The organism is Shimia sp. (genome assembly GCF_022448905.1).
In the GTDB taxonomy this organism is placed as follows: domain Bacteria; phylum Pseudomonadota; class Alphaproteobacteria; order Rhodobacterales; family Rhodobacteraceae; genus Shimia.
The window spans coordinates 203,011-223,905 of sequence record NZ_JAKVCW010000003.1 but is presented as its reverse complement, the minus strand read 5'-3'; the positions used below and the strand labels follow the sequence as shown (position 1 = coordinate 223,905).

Here is a 20,895-nt window from a genome sequence, read left to right as displayed (position 1 = left end):
ACTCTCCCTTATCAAATCACCCTAATTGGACCCATAGGTGCTGACGTCAGACAGGTGGGCACATAGATGTCATAGGCATCGCGACCTTCCTGGCCGCCAATCACATCACCAGCATCGGCAATAAAGTGGTCATCGCCAAACCCGCCAATCGCCAGGTCTTGCCCCTCGCCACCGGCCACACTGTCGCGAGTGTTGAGAACATCATCGCCCTGCCCACCTTCCAGCGTGTCTCCGCCAAGCCCGCCAATCAGCGTGTCATCGCCAAGACCACCATGCAGGTTGTCATCTGTCGGCGCACCACTGGCATCCCCCTCCAGCAGGTCGTCGCCATCCAGCAGCCCTGTCAACTCCGGCGAGAAGTTGCCCAGCCAGTTAGTGTCAGCCCGGAAATCATCTGCGGGATAGCCTTCAATAAAGGCCACCATCATCCCGTCATAATAGACCTCAACGCCGGAGCCATCTTCAGCATCCGCCAGCCGTCCGCCATTGGCCAGAATGTCCTCGCGAGAGATGATATCTCCTTCTGCATTGAGGAAGGTCAGCAGATCCGTGCGCAGTTCCGCACCTTCCCCATGGAACAGCTGGAAATCGGTGATCGTCACAGGCGCGCCGCCCACAACCACTTCGAACTTATCCACACCGTCCCCGCCGGTGAGCGTGTCACCGTCATCCCCAATCAGCCGGTCATTGCCAATCCCGCCGTGCAGCACGTCCGAGGCGGTCTCTTCCGCCAAATCATCCAGCGCGACAAGCACGTCGTCGCCTTGATCGCCGCGCACGTAATCAGAGCCGCTTCCGGCCACCACAACGTCATCGCCCGGCGAGCCAATCAGCGTATCATCACCGGCTTCTCCAAACAGGAAGTCGTCGCCCTTGCCGCCTTTGACCAGGTCATTGCCATCGTTGCCGTTGACCACATCCACGCCATGGCGGCCCAAAATCACGTCGTCGCCGGCCTCGCCATCGATAAAGTCATTGCCGCCGGCCCCATCCAGCCGATCATTGCCGGCCGCACCGGTCATCGTGTCATCGCGCTCGGTCCCAATCAGACTGTCGTCCGCGTCGGTGCCCGCAAACACCTCTCCCGGCTCGCTTGCAACCGGCGTTTCACCGCTGCCACCATCACCGGAGCCGCCGTCGTCACCGCCGTCATCCGCATCTGGCGTGTCGCCCCCCATGAGGTCGTCCAGCACATCTTCAATGGTGCCGCCGCCCGGCGTATCTCCTGTGGTATCCCCACCGGTAACGGTGTCATCACGTGTGTCCGGAGTGCCGTCGCCCCCGCCATCGCCGCTGCCGTCCCCGCCCGATCCGGTGGAGCCATCAACAGTGGCCGCGGCCACGCCTGCCAACAAAGGCAATAAAACGCTCAAAAAAAACATAGACTGCCCCCACAGGTTTTGTCGGAAATTCGAAAAGTCGTCGGAGATAGTGCCAGCCCCTCCAGCCTACCGTCAAAATTGTGCAGAGGTTAAGAAAAATTTTATACGAACTGTTTCCAATTTCGGAACAGTTGCGCGCCAAAGGCGCATTTTCAGCACAAAACGACTAAAATCACATCTCCGCGATCCGGTTCGACGATCTCACATCAACCGACGAATCCAAGGTGCGAGGCGAGCATTTGCGCGCCTCTACGAACAAATCGAACATAGACAGAATCGCAAATCTGACGCAATTTTGGGGCAGAGCTTCTCACTTCCGCTAAGTTAGCGTTTGCATTTTCATAATATTTTGCAATTACTTAAACGCAAAGAGCGCCGGCGATAGGACTATCTACTAAATTATTAGTTGACTGAAAAAAGCGCATTTGACACCTTTAGGCATCCGGTCTGCTAGGCTGGTCTACAAACATTTGGGAGGACAAGATGCGGAAGTATCTTATCTCCGCCGTCGCGGCGTCTGCCGTGATTGCGGGTACACAATCGCTTTATGCCGACGAAGCGGCAGCCAAGCGCTGGATCGACGCAGAATTCCAGCCGTCTTCGCTGTCCAAAGACGAGCAGATGAGCGAAATGCAGTGGTTCATCTCCGCTGCACAGCCCTATGCGGGCATGGAAATCAACGTGCTGTCGGAAGGCATTCCGACCCACGGCTATGAAGCCGAAGTTCTGACCAAGGCTTTCGAAGAAATCACCGGCATCAAGGTCAACCACCAGATCCTCGGCGAGGGCGAAGTGGTTCAGGCGGTGCAGACACAGATGCAGACCAAACGGAACCTCTATGACGGCTACGTCAACGACTCCGACCTGATTGGCACGCACTCCCGCCTGCAGCTGGCCTACAACCTGACCGACATGATGGCGGGCGAATGGTCCGGCACCACCTCTCCGACGCTGGATCTGGATGACTTCATGGGCACCCAGTTCACCACCGGTCCGGATGGCGACCTGTATCAGCTGCCAGACCAGCAGTTCGCAAACCTCTATTGGTTCCGCAAAGACTGGTTTGACCGCGAAGACCTGCAAGAGGCCTTCAAAGCGAAATACGGCTATGACCTCGGTGTGCCTGTGAACTGGTCCGCGTACGAAGACATCGCAGAGTTCTTCTCCAAAGACGTGAAGAACATCGACGGTGTCGACATCTACGGCCACATGGACTACGGCAAACGCGCCCCTGACCTTGGCTGGCGTATGACCGACGCATGGCTCTCCATGGCGGGCGCAGGCTCCAAAGGCGAACCAAACGGTGTGCCCATCGACGAATGGGGCATCCGCATGGAAGAAGGCTCCTGTAACCCGGCTGGCGCATCCGTCACCCGTGGTGGTGCAGCAAACGGCCCAGCTGCGGTCTACGCGATCCGCAAATGGGACGAATGGCTGCGCAACTACGCCCCTCCCGGTGCGGCGTCTTATGACTTCTATCAGTCGCTGCCAGCTCTGGCACAAGGCAACGTGGCCCAGCAGATCTTCTGGTACACCGCCTTTACCGCAGACATGGTGAAGCCACAGTCTGAAGGCAACAACACCGTGGACGGCGACGGCAACCCATTGTGGCGTATGGCACCAAGCCCGCACGGCCCCTACTGGGAAGAAGGTCAGAAGGTTGGCTATCAGGACGTGGGCTCCTGGACCTTCCTGAAGTCCACCCCCTCGGACCGCGCCCAGGCCGCATGGCTCTATGCACAGTTCGTGACCTCCAAAACGGTTGACGTGAAAAAATCCCACGTGGGTCTGACCTTCATCCGTGACAGCTCTGTGAACCACGAAAGCTTCACCGAGCGTGCCCCAAAACTGGGTGGTCTGGTGGAATTCTACCGCTCGCCTGATCGCGTGGCATGGTCCCCAACCGGCGTGAACGTGCCGGATTATCCGAAGCTCGCCCAAATCTGGTGGCAGCAGATCGGTGACGTGAACTCCGGTGCCTTTACTCCGCAGGAAGCGATGGACCGTCTGGCCGAAGAAATGGACATCACCATGGCCCGTATGCAGCGTGCAGACGAAGCTCAGAATGTCTACGGCGGCTGCGGCCCACGTCTGAACGAAGAGAAAGACGCAGAGTGGTGGTTTGCCAACGGCGGCGCGAAGCCAAAGCTGGACAACGAAAAGCCACAGGGTGAGACCGTCAACTACGACGACCTCGTAGCCCGCTGGAGCTCTAACTAAAAGCTGTCGCGCAAATTTGGGGAGCGGGCATTCGCTCCCCGAACAAGCGGCAACTTAAAGTTCCTCCAGACCATTCACTCCCCGTGAAATTGGTCGAACTGGCCAGGGCTTACCCTCTAAGCCCCGGCCAACCTGCCCAACTCCCCACCCACTCGGGTCCCTCCTCCACAGGGCGACACAAGGATCAAAAGGTGCATCCATGGCACTGGAAATAAATAATATTACGAAGGTCGTGCAGGGTGTGACACACATCAAACCCACGACCCTCACGTTGAGAAAAGGCCACTTCAACGTGCTGCTGGGCGAAACCGGCGCTGGCAAAACCTCTCTGATTAAGATGATGGCTGGGCTTGACCCGATCGCCTCCGGTCAGATCCTCATGGAGGGCGAAGACGTCACCGCCCTCACCACGCAAAAACGCAAGATCAGCCTCGTGCACCAGTTCTTTGTGAACTACCCGCACATGACCGTGTTTGATAACATCGCCTCACCCCTGAAGGTCGCAGGCATGGCCAAATCCGAGATCAACGACCGCGTCGCAGAGGCCGCAGACATCCTGCAACTTGGCCCCATGTTGCACCGCCGTCCGCATGAGCTCTCCGGCGGCCAACAACAACGCTGCGCCCTCGCCCGTGCCATCGCCAAAGAAAGCCGCGCTGTATTCCTGGATGAGCCTTTGGCCAACCTCGACTACAAACTGCGCGAAGAACTGCGCGAGCAGTTGCCCGAACTTTTCGCCGGTCGTGGCGCCGTGGTGGTCTATGCGACATCAGAGCCTGAAGAAGCCCTACTGCTGGGCGGCGAAACCGCCCTGATGGTGGACGGCAACGTGGCGCAGTTTGGCCCCACCGCCGACATCTACCGCGCCCCGGCATCTTTGACCGCAGCGCGCGTGTTCTCCGACCCGCCCATCAACCACGCCCCAGTCACCAAACGCGGCGACGCCATACATCTTGGCAATCTTAGCTGGACCGCGTCTGGCGAGGCCGCTGGCCTGACCGATGGCGACTACATCATGGCCGTGCGCCCGCACCACGTGCTGCCCCATGCGCACGACGGCTCCGACGTGGCCCTGACCGGCCATGTCGGTGTGACCGAACTCTCCGGTTCGGAAAGCTCAGCCCACTTTGAGTTTGACGGCAACAGCTGGGTCAGCCTCGCCCATGGCACCCACCCCTACCGGATTGGCGAAGATCACAACTTCTTCCTTGATCCAACCACCTGTTTCTACTTCGCGCCCGACGGCGCCCGCGTCGGCTAAAGGGCACAGATCAATGGCGAAAATCACACTCAAAAACCTGCGGCACAGTTACTTTCCAGAGCCCAAAGGCCCGCAAGACTATGCCCTCAAAGAAGTCGATCTGGATTGGCAGGACGGTGGCGCATACGCTCTGCTTGGCCCGTCCGGCTGTGGCAAATCCACCCTTCTCAACATCATCTCCGGCCTGTTGGAACCATCCGAGGGCCAAATCCTGTTTGACGGCCAAGACGTCACCAAACTGCCACCTGATCAGCGCGACATCGCGCAGGTCTTCCAGTTCCCGGTGATCTACGACACCATGACCGTGCGTCAGAACCTCGCGTTCCCGCTCAAAAACCGTGGCGTTGATCCCGCGATCATCGAAAAGCGCGTGGCCGAGATTGCCGAGATGCTGGAAGTCACTGACATTCTGGACCGCAAAGCGGCTGGCCTGTCACCTGACAACAAACAGAAAATCTCCATGGGCCGTGGTCTCGTGCGGGACGACGTGAACGTTGTGATGTTTGACGAGCCGCTCACTGTGATCGACCCGCACCTCAAGTGGAAACTGCGCACCAAGCTGAAAGAGCTGCATCAGCGTGTCTCTCACACAATGATCTACGTGACCCACGACCAGACCGAAGCCCTCACCTTCGCCGATCAGGTGGTGGTCATGCAACTGGGCGAAGTGGTGCAGATCGGCACGCCCGAAGAGCTCTTTGAACGCCCCGCCCACACATTTGTGGGCCACTTCATCGGCTCACCTGGCATGAACGTGCTGCCTGCCGAGGTCAAAGACGGTCAGGCGATCTTCAATGGCCAACCCGTGACTCTCGAAGGCCCCATCGCGGCAGGCACGAGCGGCACGTTGGAAATCGGCATCCGTCCAGAGTTTGTCTCCCTTGGCGACAGTGGCATTGCAGGCACCGTCAAACGTGTCGCGGACGTCGGCCGCCACGCCGTGGTCGAGGTCTCCGTTGGCGACAGCAAAGTTGCCGCCATCATCAATGACACCCCGCCCGCCGTGGGCGACACCGTGCATCTGCAATTCACACCGCATCAAACCCGGCTCTATGCCGACGGCTGGATTGCCACCACGCCCGCTCAAAAGGAGAGCGCGACATGAGCGAACCACACCTTCGCGCCCCGGACCTGATCCGGGGCCTCGCGCAAAACATCAAGAGGTCCCGGATCACGTCCGGGACGGGTGCCGATAGTCAGGGGACCAAAACATGAAAACCGAAAACCAAAAAGCCTGGTTCTTTGTGCTCCCGGTGCTGATCCTCGTGGCGTTCAACGCCATCATCCCAATGATGACGGTGGTCAACTACTCGGTGCAGGAAACCTTCGGCGACAACCTCTTCTTCTGGGAAGGCCTCACCTGGTTTGAACAGATCCTGCGCTCCGAACGTTTCCACGCCGCCTTGGGACGTCAGTTCTTCTTCACCTTCATGATCCTGATCATCGAAGTGCCGCTCGGCATCGCCATCGCGCTGGCCATGCCGCGCAAAGGCTTCTGGGTGCCAGTCTGCCTTGTGCTGATGGCCCTGCCCATGCTGATCCCTTGGAACGTGGTAGGTGCGATGTGGAACATCTTTGCCCTGCCAGACATTGGCCTGCTCGGCTACTTCCTGAACCACGTGCTGGGCATCAACTATGACATGACACAGGACCCTGTGGCGGCCTGGATCACCATCATCACCATGGATGTGTGGCACTGGACCTCTCTGGTTGTGCTGCTGGCTTACGCCGGTCTCGTCTCGATCCCCGACGCCTATTATCAGGCGGCCAAGATCGACGGCGCCTCCAACTGGTCCGTGTTCCGCTACATCCAATTGCCCAAGATGAAGAACGTTCTGACCATCGCCATCCTTCTGCGCTTCATGGACAGCTTCAACATCTACACGGAACCTTTCGTGCTCACGGGCGGTGGCCCCGGCAACTCGACCACGCTCCTGTCCATCGATCTGGTGAAAATCGCATTGGGTCAATTTGACCTCGGCCCTGCCGCCGCGATGAGCCTCATCTACTTCGCAATCACCCTCTTTGTGTCCTGGCTGTTCTACACACTCATGACCAAAGACGACTTGAACTAAGAAAGGACACGACAATGCGCAAACGTTCTCTTGTCCCCATCCTCTACATCCTGTTCCTGATGCTGCCGATCTACTGGCTGGTGGCGATGAGCTTCAAAACCACCAACGAGATCCTCTCCGGGTTTTCGCTCTTCCCACAGACCTTCACGCTGGAGGCCTACGTCACGATCTTCACCGATCCGACATGGTATTGGGGCTACATCAACTCGATCATCTACGTGTCTCTGAACACGGTGATCTCCATCGCCGTGGCCCTGCCAGCGGCCTACGCCTTCAGCCGCTATCGCTTCCTGGGCGACAAACAACTGTTCTTCTGGCTGCTGACCAACCGCATGGCACCCGCGGCCGTGTTTGCCCTGCCCTTCTTTCAGCTCTACTCCGCCGTGGGCCTGTTTGACACGCACCTCGCCGTGGCATTGGCGCATTGCCTCTTCAACATCCCGCTCGCCGTGTGGATCTTGGAAGGCTTCATGGGTGGCGTACCCAAAGAGCTGGATGAAACCGCATATGTGGATGGCTATTCCTTCCCACGCTTCTTCCTGACGATCTTCATCCCCACGATCAAAGCTGGCGTTGGCGTCGCCGCCTTCTTCTGCTTCATGTTCTCATGGGTGGAGCTGCTCTTGGCCAAAACCCTGACCGCTGTGGCCGCCAAGCCCATCGCCGCCACGATGACCAAAACCGCCTCTTCGGCGGGATATGAATTAGGACTGCTGGCCGCTGCCGGCACGCTCACCATCATCCCCGGCGCCATCGTGATCTATTTTGTCCGCAACTACATCGCGAAGGGCTTCGCGATGGGGAGAGTTTGATATGCTAAGCTGGATGGCATGGACCTGGCCCACGGCCGCAATCTTCATCTGCCTGTTCTCCACAATTGGCCTGCTGATTGTGTTGGAGATCAAGTACCCCGGCGGAGCTGAGCGCAAAGGCGCGCTTGGCCTCACCACCACCCGCGGTGACCGACTGTTTCTCACCTGTCTCGGAGGCAGCTTCATCTTCCTCGCCTGGCTCGGCCTGATGGGCGAACCGCTTTGGTGGCCGCTGGGATTGGCGATTGGCTGGGGCACCTTTTGCTTCTGGAAGGTCTGACCCCCAAAACTGAGAGAAGACCAAAGGGCAGCGCCAAGCACAGCGCTGCCCTTTCTGTTTGGGCAGGAGCCGCACCACCCGCTCCCAACCGCACGCATGGATGCCTCCGGCGGGGATATTTAAGGCAAGAAGAAGCAGAGGCGATTTGCTTCTCCTTTCCCAAATACATCGAGGGAATCGCCACTAGCGACGGGGGCTGCGCCTCAATTCTTAAGCGGCCGAAACCTTCCTTAACGCCGCCACGTTCTCAAAACACGCACCGCCGCAAAACAGCCGCGATACCGACAGAATACCGACGTGGATTTCAAACGTTAACGGCCCCGCCGCAGGATACTGTGACGGGACCGTTTCTTAGGAAATTCGGAGGGCGTTACCAGCTGCGCTGCGCCAGTGTGTTAAGCTCGTTTAGTCGGTCCAGATTGGCCACCGTGCTGAGCATGATACGCTCATGGCTCCAATCCTCTGGCTCGGTCAGCGAGACCGCGCCAAGCAGCACCACACCGGCCATCAACACCGACATACCAGCGCCCAAAACCAGGGCTTCCTTGGCCGGATCATCCTGATCCCGCGCAATCTCCACAATGCGATCTTTCAACATAGACCGACGTGATAAGAAAGGGATCTTGCGCCCCACCAAAGGCACACCAAAAGCCGTCGGCTGCGCTTTGGCCTGCGCTTGCGAAAACCGAGCGATTTCCAACAACCGAAGCGCATAGCCATGCGCATCAAAGCCCTTGCGCGCCAAATAGGCCCGGTCACAGGCCAGCTCGCCAAGCTTACGCAAGCGGCTGGAAAGAAACCAAAAACCGGGATTGAGCACTGCCAAAGGAGAGATCAAAGACAGCAACACCTCGGCATCCACGTCCCCTTGACGGATATGCTGCATCTCATGACCCAGTGCCATCTTAACACCCGCCCCATCGCGGAACAACGACCTTGGCAGCACCACATAGTAGCGCAGCACCCCACGTGTTGAAAACGGCACGTCCACCGCGGGAGATACGACCACGGACACCCATTTTGTGCGCTGAACAACACGACCCGCCGAAATCGCTCGGCGGATACGCCCAATGTTGATCGTCAAGTAGATACCGCGCATCACAAATCCAGCGGCAAAAGCCGCGATCAACACTTGCGCCACAATCGAGCCACCGGTTGACATCTGATCCAACCACTGTGTTTTCATCGCCAGCAGCGCCGACATCTCTTGCGCCGACAAGGAAAGATTTCCGTTAAGCACCTGAGAAACCACAACATCTGTGGCGTTCACAGAGGCCGCATAAGACGTCGTCATCAGATACGGCGTCACCACAGGCACCACGGCCAGACAGGCAATGGCTGCCATGCCCAATCGTCGTCGCGTCGAAAAACTGCGCCGCCCGCCGGTCAGCACAAAGAGGCCCTCAAAGATGGCAAAAACAATCGCGGCTAACAGGATCAGTAACTGAACCCAGATCGCCCCCCCTACGATTTGATCAACCGTCATCCTTTCTGATCCTTGTGTCGATGATCTCTTTGATTTCCTGGATCATTTCGTCTGTCAGGTCCTCATTATCCACCAGTCGCGCCACCAGCGCCGTCGGGGTTCCTCCAAACAAGGTTTTAGACAGATTTTTGAGGCTGCGACCTTCATAGTCGCGCTTCTGAACGGCAGGGGTATAGACCAGAGCCCGGTCTTTGCGGTCCGAGGTCACAAATCCCTTGTCGTCGAGAATTTTCATCACGGTAGCAACAGACGTATAAGCGCGCTGCTGATCGTCGTTGAGCGCCCCCATAATATCGCGCACAGACCCTGTGCCGATCTCCCAAAGGGCGATCATAAACTCCAGCTCAACATCCGTGAGCATCTCGCTGCGTCGACGTGCCAACGTGGCCACTCCGTGTTTGATTACTAGGAAATTAGTACTGCATCATGGGAATTAGGGGAAGTATTTTTTGCAGCACGCCGATCAGCTCACACCAACGGAGATTGTTCGGCACTCAAGACGCTCGGGCCTTTTGCACATCTTTAGCTCTATCTGAGAGTTACCATGGTGCGGGTGAAGGGACTTGAACCCCCACGCCTCGCGGCGCCAGAACCTAAATCTGGTGCGTCTACCAATTCCGCCACACCCGCATGGTCCGCGCGTCTTAGCAAAGCTTTTTGCGGGATGCGAGAGGTAAAGTGCATCACAGCGCAATTTCTCGCAAATCCGTCACCCAGCCAACTGAATAGCCTGCACTTCCTGCTTGCACGCCAGGGGTCGCACGAGGCTGCCGCACCCACCGCTTGTCAGACCAGGGAACAGTGCCCCCAGCTCTGCACGACTGTCTTTTGGCAAGCTCTTCAATGCCATAGGCCCCGCATACAGGCCTTCGGTCAACAACCCGTCACTCTCGACAATCTCGTGCTGATCAAACTGTAGGTGAATGTACGTGATCTGGTCGGCCAGCGTCGCAACGCGCACCGTGCGATCGTTCACCAAATGCGCCGCTGCGGCCAGCACCTGTGGCACGCCACAGATCAACTCGGCCCGCCAGCCGTCCAGCAGCACGCGATGCTGCGGCGACACCATCATGTCTCGGCGCGGCCGCCCTGCACCAAACGCATCTTTGCGGATCACCACAGGTCGGAATGTCGGATTTGCCTGCAGCGCCGCACGGCCCAGCTTCACAGCGCCCACCCAACGCACCGGCTGAAACCCGCGATCCAATGTCTTGACCAAATCACCAACCATGATTTCTTCAACCGGCTTGGCGCCTCCCCGTACCCGGATCATTGTCCCAGGTGTGAAACACGGCGGCGCCGCAATATTTGACTGATCCACCGCGGTGCCGCCGGTGGGGCCTTCTCGGGCCGAAATCACCGTCAACGGCACGCCAACTGGAGGGAACTCGTCCACAAACGCCAAGCCCTCCACCGTGCCGTAGGCTGGAGTGGAATTGTTGAAGTTCACCGAGAGGACGCGATAGGTCTGTCCTGTGCTGGGATCCAACAGAACAAACTCGTATTCCGCTTCGATCCGCGTATTGTTGCCGTAGGTGGTGCCGTCAAACGTTTGAGATCCCGCCAATCTTTGATTGCCGTCATTATCGTCAAAGTTGGTGTCGCTGCCGCGATCTCGGACGGAGATCTGTTCCCAGGCGTTGTCCGTCAACGTGATGGTTTCTCCCACAAGGTGGCTGCCATCACCCTGCGTGATCCCGTCCAGCGAAACGCCACCAGACACAGAGACATGGGACTCGCCCAACGCCCAGAAAGAATAAGTTGCCATGGAACAGACCTGCCCGACCTGCGTTTTTTTGTTGCAATCAGGCTACGTCAAATTTGAAGCAAAGACCAGCAAGCCGCCGCATATTACCGCCGCGCGTTGTCCAAAGAGCGCAATACCTGCGGCAGCATCTCTGGCAAATCCTCCGCGATCAACCCCGGCCCAAACGCCCGCGCGCACTCCACATGCAAGCACGCCGCTGCCTCCGCGGCCTGTTGTGGCGCCAACCCACGCGCCAGAAGCCCGGTGATGAACCCTGCCAAAACATCTCCTGATCCCGCCGTCGCCAACCAGGGCGCAGCGCGCTCATAGACCGCCGCATTCACCGCACAGAACCCATTTGGCGAGGCAATCACAGTATCCGGCCCCTTGAACAGAACGACGCACCCTGCCCGCGCGGCAGCTTCCCGCGTGGCGTCCACCTTAGAGTAGGCAGGGCCTTTGGTCGGTGGTTCCGCCAGCTTGGCCGCAATGTCTGGAAACAGCCGCGCAAACTCGCCGCCATGCGGCGTCAACACAACGTTTTCATGCAAAAGATCAAAAAGTTCTGTCGGGTCACCTGCATAAGCGCTCAACGCATCCGCATCCAGCACCGCAGCACGTTTAGAGGAAAGCGCCACCGGTACCAACTCTCGCGCCCGCTCCAGTCCCAAGCCCGGCCCCAAACACAGCGCGTTTAGGCGTTCATCCTGCAAGACGTCCGCAAATGCCTGAGCATCCCCCACTCGCTGCAGCATCAAGGCGGTGATCTGACAAGCCACCTCTTGTTGTGCATTGGGCGGCACGCCCAGCGTGACAAGCCCCGCCCCAATGCGCAAAGCCCCCCGCGCCGCCAACCGAGCCGCGCCAGTTTTGCCGGAACCGCCGGAGAGTATAAGGGCGTGGCCGTGGGAGAATTTGTGGTTACCTCGATTTTTTTGCAAATGATGCAACGCCAATCTTCCAAAGGGGCGCGGATCCTCTGAGCGGCTTTGCTGCTCAACAAGCCTCAGAAATACAGGCCTCATCACAGGACTCGGTGATTTCGGTCCAAAGGCAAACGCGTCATCATAAGGATCACCATTGTACTGGCATCGCTGTTTAGAAATCCCGATATCTTTGACAACAACCTGGCCACAAAGGTCCGGTCCCTGCGCCAAAAAATGTCCCGGTTTTGGGCTATCAAAGCACACGGTCAACGCGGCAAATCGATCATGCAAAGCCCGTGGGCCGCCAATGGGCGCCATTCGATCTTTCACTTCTTTGGGAAGGTTCCGCAGCAACTCGTCTGGCCAAACCGCAATAGGCTCTTGCTGCAACACGTGTCCACTATCCAAACAAAGACCAGACGGCGCATCAATGCTAATCATTCGGTCCTGGTAGTGATCTCCACCCACGCCCGAAAGATGTCTTACGACGCTAAAAATCTCACCTTCCAATCCTCGCTTTAACCCAGTCCCAAACAAGGCATCGACATAAATGTCAGCGAAGCCACCTTTCCGTAGGTTCTTTTCAGTGAGCGGATCAACGTCCCCCAACGCACACCACCGCTGATAGTTCACCCGCGCATCCGGCGGCAGCTTCTCGGCATCTCCATAGAGAAGCACCTCAACTGTCCACCCCAGTTCATGCAACAGCCGCGCCACCACAAACCCGTCGCCGCCATTGTTGCCCGGCCCGCACAGCACCACCGCACACTTCGTCTTGACAGAAGTATCCCGGGGGTCTGGGGGCTGGCCCCCAGCCTCATTATCCCGAGCACCAAGCTCCGGCCATTCCTCAAAAATCGCCTCCACCACACCCTGCCCGGCGCGCTCCATCAACTCCAGACCAGTCACATCACCCGACTCAATTGCGGCCTGCTCGATGGCGCGCATTTGGGCAGCGGTTAACAATTCGCTCATTTGTGAAACATCCTGCGATTCAATTCAGCGCATTCTCGCGCCACATTGCCTAATTTTTAAGCACAACCCTGAAATCCGCCCATCCAGAGAGCCCTGCGTCACCCTATCCAATTGTGACCCCGCAGTGAAAGTGGTCTGTCGAATTTCAAGAACGCACCTGAGGAGGAGCCTCCACATGAAAAAGATCGAAGCCATCATCAAGCCGTTCAAACTTGATGAAGTCAAAGAAGCCCTGCAGGATTTTGGCATCCAGGGTCTGAGCGTTGTCGAAGTCAAAGGTTTCGGCCGTCAGAAAGGCCACACGGAGCTGTATCGCGGTGCGGAATACGTTGTGGACTTCCTGCCCAAAGTGAAAATCGAAGTTGTGCTTGAGGCCGATCAGGTTGACGGCGCAATCGAGGCCATCGTGGGCGCTGCCAAAACCGACAAGATCGGCGACGGCAAGATCTTTGTCTCCCCTGTGGAGCAAGCCATCCGCATCCGTACCGGTGAATCCGGCCCGGACGCGCTGTAAATTTAACCAGAATTCAAAGCAATCAGAAGGACTAAGGGAATGAGCGCAGACGCAGTTCTCCAGCTGATCAAAGACGAAGATGCGGCCTATGTCGACATCCGTTTCACCGACACACGCGGCAAGTTGCAGCACGTGACCGTGGACGTGGATCTCGTAGACGAAGACTTCCTCGAAGAAGGCTTCATGTTTGACGGGTCCTCCATCGAAGGCTGGAAATCCATCGAAAACTCCGACATGAAACTGATCCCGGACACCACGTCTGCCTACGTTGATCCGTTCTATGCTGAGAAAACCATCTGCATCCACTGCTCCATCGTTGAGCCAGACACCGGCGAAGCCTATGAGCGTGACCCACGCGGCACTGCCGAAAAAGCAGAAGCTTACCTGAAGTCCTCCGGCATCGGCGATGCGGCCTACATGGGTCCAGAAGCGGAATTTTTCCTGTTTGACGACGTTCGTTTCGAGAACAAAATCAACAAAGTATCCTACGAAGTTGATGCGATTGACGGTTCCTGGAACACCGACACAGAATACGAAATGGGCAACATGGGCCACCGTCCTGGCATCAAAGGCGGCTACTTCCCTGTAAACCCAACCGACGACAGCCACGACCTGCGTTCCGAGATGCTCTCCACCATGAAGCGTCTGGGCATGAAAACCGACAAGCACCACCACGAAGTGGCGTCCTGTCAGCACGAACTGGGCTTGATCTTTGACACGCTCACCAAACAGGCCGACGAGCTGCAGAAATACAAATACGTGATCCACAACGTGGCCGCGTCTTACGGCAAATCCGCCACCTTCATGCCAAAGCCGATCTACGGCGACAACGGCACCGGCATGCACGTGAACATGTCCATCTGGAAAGACGGTAAGCCACTGTTTGCGGGCGACAAATATGCCGATCTGTCCGACGAAGCGCTGTACTTCATCGGCGGCATCCTGAAGCACGCGAAGACCCTGAACGCCTTCACCAACCCATCGACCAACTCCTACAAGCGTCTGATCCCGGGTTTTGAAGCACCAGTTCTGCGCGCCTACTCCGCACGCAACCGCTCCGGCTGTGTCCGTATCCCATGGACCGAAAGCCCAAAAGCCAAGCGCGTTGAGGCCCGCTTCCCGGATCCATCCGCGAACCCATACCTCTGCTTCGCAGCCCTGCTGATGGCTGGCCTTGACGGCATCAAAAACAAGATCGATCCAGGCGAAGCCATGGACAAGAACCTCTACGATCTGCCTGCTGAAGAACTGGCTGGCATCCCAACCGTATGTGGCTCCCTGCGCGAAGCTCTGGAAAGCCTGGAAGCGGATCACGACTTCCTGCTGGCTGGCGACGTGTTCACCAAAGACCAGATCGAAGGCTACATTGAGCTGAAAATGGGTGAAGTTGAGCACTACGAGCACACCCCACACCCAGTCGAATTTGGCATGTACTACAGCTGCTAATTCCGGGTCGGATCAAACACCAAAGGGCGCTCTTCGGAGCGCCCTTTTTCTTTTTAGAAGTCCGCGGTTTCGCAGTTAGGCGGTCAGTTGTGCTTTAGATTTCGGTCCGTCGATGACATAGAGCATAACCGCAGCAGCCAACGAAAATCCAGCCCCAGCTAAGGCAACCCCCGAATATCCAAAGACCTCCGAGAACACCGCAAAGATTGCTGACGCAATCATCATGCCGCCAAAATGGGACATCGAAATCAACGCGCTTCCCGCCACAGGTCGGTGTTCCAGCAGGCTCTGGGTATAGCCAACCGGCACGGACAAAATAATACCCGCGCCAATCCCAAATGGCACAATCAACCACCAGGCAGCTTGCATCGAAGGCATCACTGCCAACATCGCAATACTAAAGGCGTAAATCACTGTTCCGGCCAGGATCACTTGCAATCTTGCAAAACGTTTCAGCAAGAGCGCGCTCACAAGCATCACCGGCAGTTCCACTGCGGCAACGCCTCCTGCAAACCACCCAATGTCGGATTCTTGCCCGCCAAGGGTTGTCACCACCAACAGCCCCAGCAGGATGCCAAACAATCCGACAGCAGACGAAACCGTGGAGATTAGCCCAAGCCGTAAAAGAAGGTGTTTCGCCGCCAGTTCTTTCAACGCCTCAAAAAACGTGAGACCGGACCCTTCCTTTACCTCAGGCTCAGAGTCAGAAGGCCACATCACGAGGATCACCACAAAAATGATCCCGTTGATCAAGGCAATCACCCAATACACCGACAAAAGATCAACGCCGCGCGCCAAGGCGATGCCCCACAAAGGTGGACTAACCGCAAAGGTCCCAGCAAAAGCCGCTCGGATCAGCGACAACCCAATATCTTTATCCAGCAACGGATTTCGCTCCGTCGCCACCGCCGCTAGCGTGAAATATTGCGTGAACGTGGTCGACGCGAGCGGAAACAAAAGTAGGTGAACGGCAAGAAAACTCGCCACGCCCGGCCATGCGCCCATAAGGATGCCGGCGCAAATACCAACAACAACACATAACAAAAGCGTGTTGCGGTAGTTTTGGGTCCGGTCCAGTAGAATGCCCACAATCAACGACGCGATCACACTGAACAACGCGCCAACCGTGACCACCACAGCGTACACCTCATTGCTCAATTCGAGGCGTTCGATACCGATAACGGATTGAAAAGGCCCAATCGAGGCCCCCGCAGGACCGAACAGCAAAATGCAAAGAAACGCGACGCGCAACAGCGGGTCCCGCAGCGCAGCGGCAAATGGGGCTATCATTTAGAAATCTCCTGTCTCGGGCACATCCCGATACACTCACTCCAACCGTAGAGGAGCCTCAACCAATACCTTCACGACCTTTATCAACCCGATAGTAGGCCCACAACAGCCGCGCCGCCACCGATCGCCAGGGCGACCAGTCTTCCGCCATTTGGCGCAACGCGCGCTCCTTTGGACGTTCCTCCAGATCAAACAGCATCCGCGCACTTTCCTGCAACGCCAGATCGCCCGGCGCAAACACATCCGCGCGGCCGAGAGAAAACATCGCGTAGATCTCTGCCGTCCAAATCCCGATGCCGCTGACCTTGGTCAGGGTCTTGAAAATCTCGTCGTTGGGCGCAAATCGCAGCGCCTCAAAATCAATGCCTTCTTCTGCCAAGGACCGCGCATAGCGCATCTTTTGGCGGCTGAGCCCTGCCCCGCGCAAATCATCCTCTGATGCGGCCATAATGGCTTCTGGCGACACCAGCCCTGCGTCTTGCATCCGCTTCCAAATCGCCGCAGCTGAAGCCACACTCACCTGCTGGCTAACAATAGCACTCAGCAACTGGTCAAAACCATCCGGACGCAGCCGCAACGGCAAGGGGCCTGTCAACTCCAGCGCCCGCGCAAACCGAACATCCTGCGCCGCAAGCCATGCCGCTCCCTCCGCCACACAGTCCTCTGTCTTGATGATCCGCCCTACGTTCACACGTGCCTCCCCGATTGTGGGGCACCTTAATCGCGCCTTGGTGAAGTGCAACCTCTGGACCTTACCTATTTAACAAGCTAACGCTTGGCGCATGAGTGATACAGCGACCCTCCCGACCGACGACAGCCGTGCAAAGCGCAATGTGTTTATTCTGGTTCTGGCACAGGCCTTCCTCGGCTCCCAGATGCCACTGATCTTCACAATTGGTGGGCTTGCGGGACAGTCTTTGGCCTCCAACGTTTGCTTTGCCACCCTACCAATTTCTCTGATTGTTTTGGGCTCGATGTTCTCGGCAACGCCGCTCTCATCAATCATGCAGAAGTATGGCCGTCGCACCGGTTTTGTGATTGGCGCTATGGGTGGAGCTTTAGGTGGCGCGATTGGCGCATATGGTCTCTATCTAAATAGCTTCCCGATTTTCCTGGCAGGATCGTTCCTCACCGGCATCTACATGTCTGCCCAGGGGTTTTTCCGTTTCGCCGCCGCGGATACCGCCTCGGACTCCTTCCGCCCCAAAGCCATTTCCTACGTGATGGCTGGGGGACTACTGTCCGCCATCATTGGCCCCCAAATTGTGAAAGTCACTGCGGATGCCATGGTTGTGCCTTTCCTCGGCGCCTATGTGGCTGTCATAGGCATCAACTTGGTCGGCTCTCTGTTGTTTTTCTTTGTGGACATTCCCAAACCCCCTGCCCCCTCAGCAGACGCACCCAAAGGGCGCAGCCGCTGGGAATTGATCACCACCCCACGCATTGCTGTGTCGGTGATTTGCGGCATGGTGGCCTATGCTTTGATGAACTTGGTTATGACCTCCACCCCACTTGCTGTAGTCGGCTGTGGGTTTGAGCAAGATGACGCTGCAGACATTGTGACGGCGCACGTTTTGGCAATGTTTGTACCATCGTTCTTCACCGGCCATTTGATCGCAAAATTTGGCGTCGAAAAGATCCTGGCCACAGGTATTCTAATTCTTGCCGCCGCCGGAGGCGTCGCGCTTCAGGGTGTCAATCTAGAGAACTTCTACATCGCTCTTATCCTGTTGGGGCTTGGCTGGAACTTCGGTTTTATCGGCGCGACCACCATGCTCGCCGGAGCCCACACCGTCGAGGAACGCGGCCGTATGCAGGGTATGAACGACGTGATCGTGTTTGGTGGTGTGACGGTGGCCTCTCTGGCCTCTGGCGGTCTGATGAACTGCTCTGGCGGCGACGCCGTGACCGGCTGGACCAGCGTGAACCTGGCCATGGCACCTTTCCTGATGCTGGCCGGTGGTGCGCTGATCTGGCTGATGTTCCGCCCTGCTGACGAAAAAACCGCCTAAACAATCCGGCGGGCGTTTACCAGCGCCCGCTCATGCCCTGCCACAGCAAACCAACGCGTTTGCCAAACTCGCTCATGCCAAGGGCGCCTTGTGCGACACGCTCTGGCTCTGCTTCCGCCTGGGACAGCACTGTTTCGACCTGCCAGCAACTTAAGAAGGCCTGACCGGCTTCCTTGGAAACGGACTCGCGTCTACCGCGTGCTGAGGACAACCGCGCCAAGCCATCTTTGGCCAACATGCGCACTGTTTCGGAGCGGCCATCCACCAAAGGCACACGCTGCTGTCCTTCCAGTGCCGGGATCGCCACCAACCAATTGGCCAGGGCCAAGGCGTAACCAGCATCCAGAGCGACATTTTCCTCACAAGGCCCTAAACTGCGCGCAGCAGCCAAAAGCAATCCGCCACCTGTGTCCTGCAAGTATTTTGTTTGATGCGCCAGATCTTCAAACGGATCTTTATAAATATCCCACCGTCTTGCTTCGATCAGCCGATCCAAAACAGATGCATCCTCAACGCTCAAGACCTCCGCCAAAGGCGACACAACCTCATGCCGCCGCACCGGCTTGCCTTCGCGGATTTCCTCCAGCGCATCGCGCCACCATTGCAGGCGCATCTCGGCAATCATGGTCTCTTGCGTCACCCAGGGCGCCCGCGCAACTTCGACGTTAAACGCATAGATCGGCAGCAGCACGTCCCGCGCCGCAGGTTTCGCCGCCAACACGGCAGCAAAACGGTCCGGATCACTTCGTTGCACCAGTTCGGCACAGGCATTCAGGTCTTGCTGACTCACGTCATGTCCTCAGACATTGGTTCTCCACCTGCCATCACCTAATGGACCACCCGCGCGCCATCGTGCACAAGCTTCCAGTTCAGCGCATCCAGCAATGCCTCAAAACTGGCGTCCACTATGTTGGCTGACACGCCAACTGTGGACCAATGCCGCCCGCTGTCATCCTCAAAATCTATGATAACCCGCGTGACAGCCTCGGTACCGCCATTTGTGATCCGCACCTTGAAGTCCACAAGCCGCACGTCATCAATCACGCTTTGATACGGCCCAAGGTCGGACTTCAAAGCCTGCCACAAAGCGTTCACCGGTCCTTCATCGCTCATTTCATCCGCATGATCGTTTTTGAAATAGCTAGTGGTCTTATCGCCATTGGGTAGCTGCACGGTGACCACCGCTTCGCTCTCGACCACCAAATGCCCCCGCGCATTGCGGCGACGCTCAGAAATCACCCGATAACGTTCAACATCAAAAAACCGCTCGCCAAGCCCCAGGGAATCCCGCGCTAAGAGTTCGAAACTCGCTTGCGCACTGTCATAGGAATAGCCTTTGTCCTCAGCCTCTTTGATACGGTTCAAAATATCTCCGAGCGCAGAATTGTCCTTCTGGACCTCCAGCCCCGCATCCGCCAAGCGCTTGCGCAGGTTGCTATGGCCCGCTTGGTTGGACATCGGAATGACCCGTTCGTTACCCACAACAGACGGGTCCACATGCTCATAGGTGCTGGGGTCTTTTAGGATCGCGCTAGCGTGCAACCCCGCCTTATGAGCAAAGGCACTGGCTCCGACATAGGCCGCCTGTCGCATCGGCACGCGGTTCAATATGTCATCCAACATCCGGCTGGCCCGGGTCAGCCCTTCCAGCGCCTCAAGGCTCACGCCAATATCCAGCGTACTGGCATAGGGTTCTTTCAACAAAAGCGTCGGGATCAGCGTTGTCAGATTGGCATTGCCGCACCGCTCACCAAGGCCGTTCAAAGTGCCCTGTATCTGCCGAGCACCGGCATCAACCGCTGCCAGAGAGTTGGCCACCGCATGTTCCGTGTCATTGTGCGTGTGAATGCCCAGATGGTCCCCCGGAATGCCCGCCGCAATCACCGCTTTGGTGATCTCATAGACCTCACGAGGCAACGCCCCGCCATTGGTGTCACACAACACAACCCACCGCGCGCCCGCCGTGTAGGCCGCTTTCACCGCCTCCAGCGCATAGGCCGGGTTGGCCTTGTATCCGTCAAAGAAGTGTTCCGCATCAAACAACGCCTCGCGTCCCTGCGCCACCATATAGGCCACAGACTTCGCGATATTGTCGGTGTTCTCTTCCAGTGTGATGCCAAGCGCCGTGGTGACGTGAAAATCATGGGTCTTGCCCACCAGACACACAGCCTCCGTGCCCGCATTCATGACGGCCGCCAAGACATCATCGTTTTCCGCGGACATGCCTGCACGTTTGGTCATGCCAAAGGCCGTGAACGTGGCGTGGAGCTTTGGCTTGGTCTCAAAAAACGCGCTGTCGGTTGGGTTCGCACCCGGCCAGCCGCCTTCAATGTAGTCGATGCCCATCGCGTCCAAGGTCGCCGCAATCTGCGCCTTTTCACCGGTGGAAAACTGCACACCCTGAGTCTGCTGCCCATCGCGCAGCGTGGTGTCATAGAGATAGAGGCGTTCCTTGCGCATAGCTTGGCC

The 20,895-nt window shown here is 57.5% G+C and carries 18 protein-coding genes and 1 tRNA gene; 9 read left to right on the top strand and 10 right to left on the bottom strand.

Annotated elements, in window-relative coordinates; genetic code table 11:
• Nucleotides 1-11 precede the first annotated feature (11 nt).
• Entirely contained in the window at nucleotides 12-1,382 is a 1,371-nt protein-coding gene (locus MK208_RS05070) for a calcium-binding protein (protein ID WP_294114554.1), read from the bottom strand.
• A 483-nt stretch (nucleotides 1,383-1,865) separates the two neighbouring features.
• Here MK208_RS05070 and MK208_RS05065 point away from each other — a divergent pair, with 483 nt between their 5' ends.
• From MK208_RS05065 to MK208_RS05040, 6 genes are all read left to right on the top strand, one after another.
• Nucleotides 1,866-3,602 carry an ABC transporter substrate-binding protein gene (locus tag MK208_RS05065; protein ID WP_294114553.1) on the top strand — a complete coding sequence of 579 codons (1,737 nt, stop codon included), beginning with the start codon at nucleotides 1,866-1,868 and terminating at the stop codon, nucleotides 3,600-3,602.
• Nucleotides 3,603-3,801: 199 nt separating this feature from the next.
• Nucleotides 3,802-4,863, top strand: a complete 1,062-nt coding sequence (locus MK208_RS05060; protein WP_294114551.1) for an ABC transporter ATP-binding protein — start codon at nucleotides 3,802-3,804, stop codon at nucleotides 4,861-4,863.
• A 13-nt stretch (nucleotides 4,864-4,876) separates the two neighbouring features.
• Complete coding sequence (locus MK208_RS05055) at nucleotides 4,877-5,968, top strand: ABC transporter ATP-binding protein (RefSeq protein WP_294114549.1); 1,092 nt, start codon at nucleotides 4,877-4,879, stop codon at nucleotides 5,966-5,968.
• A 106-nt stretch (nucleotides 5,969-6,074) separates the two neighbouring features.
• Nucleotides 6,075-6,938 carry a sugar ABC transporter permease gene (locus MK208_RS05050; protein ID WP_294114547.1) on the top strand — a complete coding sequence of 288 codons (864 nt, stop codon included), beginning with the start codon at nucleotides 6,075-6,077 and terminating at the stop codon, nucleotides 6,936-6,938.
• A gap of 14 nt (nucleotides 6,939-6,952) precedes the next feature.
• Complete coding sequence (locus tag MK208_RS05045) at nucleotides 6,953-7,750, top strand: carbohydrate ABC transporter permease (protein WP_294114544.1); 798 nt, start codon at nucleotides 6,953-6,955, stop codon at nucleotides 7,748-7,750.
• Between the two features lies 1 nt (nucleotide 7,751).
• On the top strand, nucleotides 7,752-8,030 hold the full coding sequence (locus MK208_RS05040; RefSeq protein WP_294114542.1) for a DUF2160 domain-containing protein: 279 nt from the start codon (nucleotides 7,752-7,754) through the stop codon (nucleotides 8,028-8,030).
• Between the two features lie 370 nt (nucleotides 8,031-8,400).
• Here the strand turns inward: MK208_RS05040 and MK208_RS05035 are convergent, their stop codons facing one another.
• The 5 genes from MK208_RS05035 to MK208_RS05015 form a co-directional block, all read right to left on the bottom strand.
• Nucleotides 8,401-9,516 (bottom strand): M56 family metallopeptidase, encoded by a 1,116-nt coding sequence (locus MK208_RS05035; RefSeq protein ID WP_294114539.1) that lies wholly within the window; start codon nucleotides 9,514-9,516, stop codon nucleotides 8,401-8,403.
• Nucleotides 9,506-9,877: a BlaI/MecI/CopY family transcriptional regulator gene (locus MK208_RS05030; RefSeq protein ID WP_294114538.1), complete on the bottom strand. Its 372-nt coding sequence runs from the start codon at nucleotides 9,875-9,877 to the stop codon at nucleotides 9,506-9,508. The genes MK208_RS05035 and MK208_RS05030 overlap by 11 nt, the downstream gene beginning before the upstream one ends.
• 184 nt (nucleotides 9,878-10,061) lie before the next feature.
• Nucleotides 10,062-10,146: transfer RNA gene (locus MK208_RS05025), tRNA-Leu, on the bottom strand.
• A 79-nt stretch (nucleotides 10,147-10,225) separates the two neighbouring features.
• Nucleotides 10,226-11,284: a Hint domain-containing protein gene (locus MK208_RS05020; protein ID WP_294114537.1), complete on the bottom strand. Its 1,059-nt coding sequence runs from the start codon at nucleotides 11,282-11,284 to the stop codon at nucleotides 10,226-10,228.
• A gap of 83 nt (nucleotides 11,285-11,367) precedes the next feature.
• Nucleotides 11,368-13,164: an NAD(P)H-hydrate dehydratase gene (locus MK208_RS05015; RefSeq protein WP_294114536.1), complete on the bottom strand. Its 1,797-nt coding sequence runs from the start codon at nucleotides 13,162-13,164 to the stop codon at nucleotides 11,368-11,370.
• A 175-nt stretch (nucleotides 13,165-13,339) separates the two neighbouring features.
• Between MK208_RS05015 and MK208_RS05010 the strand changes: the two genes are divergently transcribed.
• On the top strand, nucleotides 13,340-13,678 hold the full coding sequence (locus MK208_RS05010) for a P-II family nitrogen regulator (RefSeq protein ID WP_164642114.1): 339 nt from the start codon (nucleotides 13,340-13,342) through the stop codon (nucleotides 13,676-13,678).
• Between the two features lie 39 nt (nucleotides 13,679-13,717).
• Nucleotides 13,718-15,124, top strand: a complete 1,407-nt coding sequence (glnA, locus tag MK208_RS05005) for a type I glutamate--ammonia ligase (RefSeq protein ID WP_294114531.1) — start codon at nucleotides 13,718-13,720, stop codon at nucleotides 15,122-15,124.
• A 75-nt stretch (nucleotides 15,125-15,199) separates the two neighbouring features.
• Here the strand turns inward: glnA and MK208_RS05000 are convergent, their stop codons facing one another.
• Nucleotides 15,200-16,414, bottom strand: a complete 1,215-nt coding sequence (locus tag MK208_RS05000; protein WP_294114530.1) for an MFS transporter — start codon at nucleotides 16,412-16,414, stop codon at nucleotides 15,200-15,202.
• Nucleotides 16,415-16,472: 58 nt separating this feature from the next.
• Complete coding sequence (locus MK208_RS04995; RefSeq protein WP_294114528.1) at nucleotides 16,473-17,105, bottom strand: DNA-3-methyladenine glycosylase 2 family protein; 633 nt, start codon at nucleotides 17,103-17,105, stop codon at nucleotides 16,473-16,475.
• A 91-nt stretch (nucleotides 17,106-17,196) separates the two neighbouring features.
• Here MK208_RS04995 and MK208_RS04990 point away from each other — a divergent pair, with 91 nt between their 5' ends.
• Complete coding sequence (locus MK208_RS04990; RefSeq protein WP_294114526.1) at nucleotides 17,197-18,426, top strand: MFS transporter; 1,230 nt, start codon at nucleotides 17,197-17,199, stop codon at nucleotides 18,424-18,426.
• 16 nt (nucleotides 18,427-18,442) lie between these two features.
• Here the strand turns inward: MK208_RS04990 and MK208_RS04985 are convergent, their stop codons facing one another.
• Complete coding sequence (locus MK208_RS04985; RefSeq protein ID WP_294114525.1) at nucleotides 18,443-19,216, bottom strand: squalene/phytoene synthase family protein; 774 nt, start codon at nucleotides 19,214-19,216, stop codon at nucleotides 18,443-18,445.
• Between the two features lie 38 nt (nucleotides 19,217-19,254).
• Entirely contained in the window at nucleotides 19,255-20,886 is a 1,632-nt protein-coding gene (gene cimA, locus MK208_RS04980; protein ID WP_294114524.1) for a citramalate synthase, read from the bottom strand.
• Nucleotides 20,887-20,895: the final 9 nt, after the last annotated feature.